At 53.4% G+C, this 5,314-nt stretch carries 5 protein-coding genes; all 5 read left to right on the top strand.

The window, feature by feature from the left end:
* Positions 1-2,061, top strand: a 2,061-nt coding sequence (gene recG, locus H5U36_08630; protein ID MBC7218181.1) for an ATP-dependent DNA helicase RecG, incomplete at its 5' end; no start/stop codon positions are given.
* Entirely contained in the window at positions 2,062-2,640 is a 579-nt protein-coding gene (gene rsmD, locus H5U36_08625) for a 16S rRNA (guanine(966)-N(2))-methyltransferase RsmD (protein ID MBC7218180.1), read from the top strand.
* Complete coding sequence (gene coaD, locus H5U36_08620; protein ID MBC7218179.1) at positions 2,637-3,134, top strand: pantetheine-phosphate adenylyltransferase; 498 nt, start codon at positions 2,637-2,639, stop codon at positions 3,132-3,134. The genes rsmD and coaD overlap by 4 nt, the downstream gene beginning before the upstream one ends.
* Positions 3,135-3,140: 6 nt before the next feature.
* Complete coding sequence (gene pta / locus H5U36_08615; protein ID MBC7218178.1) at positions 3,141-4,136, top strand: phosphate acetyltransferase; 996 nt, start codon at positions 3,141-3,143, stop codon at positions 4,134-4,136.
* 24 nt (positions 4,137-4,160) lie between these two features.
* Positions 4,161-5,314 (top strand): acetate kinase (locus tag H5U36_08610; protein ID MBC7218177.1); only part of this gene is annotated, 1,154 nt, incomplete at its 3' end.

Here is a 5,314-nt window from a genome sequence, read left to right as displayed (position 1 = left end):
CTTACCCAGCCCGTGCGCTACCTCAAAGGTGTTGGCCCGAACCTTGAGAAGAAGCTCCATCGCCTTGGCATAGCTACCGTTGAGGACCTCCTCTTTTTCTTTCCCCGGGCGTATCGCGATCGAGGGGAAATAAAGCCAATTCAAAAACTTCAAGGCGTGGGCATTGAGACCATTGTTGCAAGGGTAATGCAGCATCGAATGGAGCGAACCCGTCGGGGACCTCTCCTCAAGGTGGTCTTGAGCGATGGCACAGGAGAAGCCCATCTTGTGTGCTTTAATCGGAACTACCTTGCCCAGGTCCTCCGGAAGGGCGCTTGGGTTTGCGTTTCGGGGAATTTTCGACGTGCTTTTGGAACTTGGGAAACGGCAAATTTCGACTACGAACTGGGAAAGCCTGCTGCAGGGGATTTCGAACGTATTGTTCCGGTGTACTCCCTTACTGAGGGTCTGAGCCCCAAGAAACTCCGGGGGATTATCCTTTCTGCCCTTGAGTCCTGTCTCCACGAGGTTCCGGAAATCCTTCCCTCCTCAGTTCGGGAGCGTCTTGGTCTTCTCTCAAAGCGCGAGGCGATCCGGGAACTCCATGTACCTGTGAATTCTTCTTTGGATGAACTTGAGTCCCGGAGAAGCCCCGCGCACCGTACCTTAATCTTTGAGGAGTTCCTTCTCTTTGCCTTGAGTCTCAAGATTCGCAAGAGAACCCTTGGGGCTGTTCAGGTGCCTCCCTGTCCTCTGGAGTCCCCTCTGGTTGAGAGATTCATCCAAACTCTGCCCTTTTCCCTCACTGAGGCTCAGAAGCGAGTGTGTGCCGAGATCGCTCGGGACCTTGCCAGTGGAAGAGTCATGAATCGCCTCGTACAGGGAGATGTGGGTTCTGGAAAGACTCTCGTGGCCATTATCAGTGCCTTGAGGGTTGTTGACACTGGCCGCCAGGTTGCCTTCATGGTCCCAACAGAGATTCTTGCCGAGCAGCACTACTCTCGTTTCCGTGAGCCTTTGGCTGCGCTTGGGGTTCGAGTGGGGCTTCTCAAAGGAGGAAACAGTAAAGAGAAACGGTTGCTCCTTGAGGCTATACGGAAAAAGGAAGTGGATATCGTTATTGGTACCCATGCCCTCATTGAGGAGAAGGTGGCCTTTGCAGATCTTGGCCTTGTTATTGTTGATGAGCAGCACCGCTTCGGGGTGCTCCAGAGAGCAAAGCTCAAAGAGAAGGCCACGGTTCCCCATACCCTCGTGATGACCGCAACACCTATCCCAAGGACTCTTGCCTTAACGCTCTATGGGGATCTCGATGTCTCCATTGTTGACGAGAAGCCCGCAGGACGAAAACCCACCCGGACGCTCTGTTTTTCCCTTGAAGAGCGTTTCAAGGCATACAATCGGGTACGGAAGCTCCTCAAGGAGGGTCGGCAAGCCTATGTGGTGTGTCCGGCAATTGAGGAGAGCGATGAGGAAATTGCGAATGTCCAGGAGGTTTTCGAGGAGCTTAAAGAAAAGTGGCTTTCGGGGTTCCGGATTGAGGTGATTCACGGGAAACTCCCCTCCAAGGAGAAAGAGGACATTATGCGCCGCTTTTCCCAGGGCGACATCGATGTCCTTGTGGCCACTTCAGTCATTGAGGTGGGAATCGATGTCCCAAGGGCGAGCGTCATGGTTGTGGAGAACGCGGAACGCTTTGGTCTTGCCCAGCTCCACCAGCTCCGAGGAAGGATAGGGAGGGGAAGCGAAGAAGGGGTATGCATTCTCCTCGCGGCGCTCCATGGGGAAGAGGCGCGAAGGCGTATGGCCGTGATTACGGCAACGGATGATGGCTTTCGAATTGCCGAAGAGGATCTCCGTCTCCGTGGGCCTGGGGAGTTCTATGGCGTGCGCCAGCACGGGGTGCCGGAATTCCACATCGCCGATCCTTTTTCAGATTGGTTGCTCCTTGAGGAGGCGCACCGGGAAGCAGAACGAATTCTTGCCGAGGATCCCCTGCTTGAGAGCTCTGAGTACCGTCCTCTGCGGGTGGAAATAGAACGACGCTTCGGACGTTACCTTGCTTTTGGGGAGGTTGGTTGAGTGGGGTACATTCACATTGTTGGGGGTGAGAGGAAGGGGAGAAAGATTGTTGTCCCTTCCGGAGGCGATGTTCGCCCTATCCAGGGAGTTGTACGAAAGGCGCTTTTTGAGATTCTCAGAGAAGACCTTCCGGGAAGCGTGGTGTACGATATCTTTGCAGGAAGTGGTTCCTTAGGCCTTGAAGCCCTAAGCCGTGGGGCGAGGAAGGCGTACTTCATCGAAGGAGACCCCAAAGTATGCCAGGTCCTTCGGCGAAACATTGCGCTCTGCGGGTATGAAGATAGAGCAGGAATCGTACGCCTTGACTTCTTGCAGACTAAGAGATTCCCAGAACATCTCGAGAGACCCGATATTGTTTTTCTCGACCCTCCCTTCACTTACGACATTTCCCAGGTTCTTGAAAAGTTGTATAATTTCAGAGTTGTCATAGGTGATGCTCTTGTGGTGCTCCGGTGTTCCCGGAGTAGCTGGCGGGGGCAGAATTTCTCCTTTTTTGAACTCTTGGATGTCCGAAGGTATGGGAAGAGTGTACTCCTTTTTGGGAGGTTAAAGTCCATAGAGACGGAGGGACCCCAGTGATAACGGCCATTTATCCGGGGAGCTTCGATCCCATAACGAACGGTCACCTGGACATCATCAATCGGGCACGAAAGATTTTCGATCGCCTCATCGTGGCGGTACTTCGGAATCCGAATAAAGTCCCTCTTTTCACCGTCGAGGAACGAAAACTCATGATTGAGGAGGCAGTACGTGACTTCCCAAACGTGGAAGTGGAAGTTTTCGACGGGCTTCTTGTCCACTTTGCTCACTCGAAGGGATGCCGGGTGATACTCCGGGGACTGCGGGCCATTTCCGACTATGAATACGAGACGCAAATTGCCCTGACGAATCGCAAAATGGCTCCGGAAATCGAGACCATTTTTCTTCCTACGAGTACTGAGTACTCTTACCTCAATTCCACCGTGGTGAAAGAAATCGCTCGCTTTGGGGGGTGCGTTCGGGATCTCGTTCCCCCTGGGGTAGAGCGACGACTTCGCGAGAAATTCGGTTCACAAATGGCTGGAAGGAGCTGAAGAATCATGGACATTCTTGCGCGTATCCGCGAAAGGGCCCGGGACCTTGGGAAACGGGTGGTGCTTCCTGAGGGAAGTGACGAACGGGTGCTCCAGGCAGCAAGTATGGCAACGAAGGAGAAAATCGCTTCCATAGTGCTCCTTGGGGATGAGGAAGAAATTCTCAAGAAGGCGAAATCCATAGGTGTGAATCTTGAGGGCGTGGAGATTCGAAATCCCCTGAGGGATTCGAAGCGATCCGTGTACGTTCAGTCGCTCTTTGAGCTTCGCCGAGAAAAAGGAGTAACGCTTGAGAAGGCCGAAGAGCTCCTCAGAAACTCCATGTACTACGCTTGCATGATGCTCTACCACGGTGAGGTTGACGGAGTGGTAGGAGGAGCGGTGTTCACGAGTCCTGACGTGATTCGACCAGCGCTCCAGATTATTAAAACTGCTCCGGGGATAAAACTTGCCTCGAGTTGCTTCCTCATGGTCTTTCCAAACAGTCAGTACGGTGAGAATGGGGTATTCCTTTTTGCCGACTGTGGTTTCAATCCTGATCCAAACGCTGAAGAGCTTGCCCACATCGCTATCACCACTTCCCGAACCTTCCGTCTCTTGGTAGGGGGGGAACCAAGGGTTGCAATGCTCTCTTTCTCGACGAAAGGGAGCGCAAAGCACGCCCGGGTGGATAAGGTGGTCGAAGCAACCCGTATTGCCCGAAATCTTGCCCCGGATCTCCTCATCGATGGGGAACTCCAGGGGGACGCAGCTTTGGTGCCGGAGGTAGGAATGCGAAAGGCTCCAGGAAGCCCTGTGGCAGGGAGAGCAAACGTCCTCATTTTCCCGGATCTCGATGCAGGGAACATCTGCTACAAGCTCACCGAGCGCCTTGCGGGGGGAAGGGCTATCGGGCCAATTCTCCAGGGGCTTGCAAAACCGGTAAACGACCTTTCTCGGGGGTGCAAGGCAGAGGACATTGTGGACCAAATCGCGGTCACTGTTCTCCAAACCCAGTTCTGAATCCTCAAAATTTTCAAAAAGGGGATGGTGTCCTTGAATATCCTTGTAGTGAATTGCGGGAGTTCAACCGTTAAGTACCAGCTCTTCCGGATGGAGGATGAGAACCGTTACGAAGTTATGGCGAAGGGCATTGTGGAGCGTATTGGAATTCCTGGATCCCGGCTTGAGCACCACTCTGCTTCAGGAGATTTCGTCGATGAACAGGCTGTGCCGAATCACCGTGTCGCCCTTGAGCTTGTCATCAAAGCGCTCACTTCTGGGAAAGCCAGTGTTCTCTCGAGCGTTCGAGAAATCGACGCAGTGGGACACCGTGTCGTCCATGGAGGGGAAAGGTTCACCGGTTCCGTGCTCATTACTGAAGAAGTGCTTGAGGCTGTTCGGCTCTGTGCAGATCTTGCCCCCCTCCACAATCCTCCTAATATTCTCGGTATCGAGGCCTGTCAGGAACTCATGCCGGGAGTCCCCCAGGTAGCGGTCTTTGACACTGCTTTTCATGGAACGCTTCCCGAATACGCCTACATCTATGCCATTCCCTACGAGTACTACGAGAAGTACCGCATCCGAAGGTATGGTTTCCATGGAACCTCCCACCGGTATGTGGCAGAGAGAGCGGCGAAAATGATGGGACGAGAGCTTGGGGAACTTCGGCTCATCACCTGTCATATGGGAAGCGGGGTGAGCTTTGCGGCCATTCTCCATGGAAAATCCATCGACACCTCCATGGGATTTACGCCGCTTGAGGGTCTTGTCATGGGGACCCGCTGTGGGGATATCGACCCGGCCATCATCTTCTTCCTCATGGAGAAGGAAGGCCTTTCAGCAAAAGAGGTTGAGGAAATACTCAACAAGAAGAGCGGAGTTTTGGGGATTTCGGGAATAAGCAGTGATACTCGGGACATCGAGGACGCCGCTCCGCACAACCACAGAGCACGCCTCACCCTTGAAATTATTGCTTACCGAGCCAAGAAGTACATTGGCGCGTACTACGCTATCCTTGGAGGTCTTGATGGACTCGTGTTCACGGCTGGGATTGGAGAGAACTCCTCCTACATTCGGAAGTCCATTTGTTCTGGTCTTGAGCACCTTGGGATTTTCATTGATGATGAGAGGAATACGGTGCGGAGGAGAGAGGCATTCATCAGTAGGGATGATTCACCGGTAAAGGTGATGGTCATCCC

This window comes from Candidatus Caldatribacterium sp. (genome assembly GCA_014359405.1).
GTDB lineage: Bacteria > Atribacterota > Atribacteria > Atribacterales > Caldatribacteriaceae > Caldatribacterium > Caldatribacterium oleiphilum.
Note: the sequence above shows the minus strand (reverse complement) of the source record. Positions and strands in the feature narration are given on the sequence as shown.

What these genes read in the sequence shown, in the direction of transcription:
- pta (MBC7218178.1), top strand. Translation starts at nt 3,141, where the DNA reads ATGGACATTCTTGCGCGTATCCGCGAAAGGGCCCGGGACCTTGGGAAA.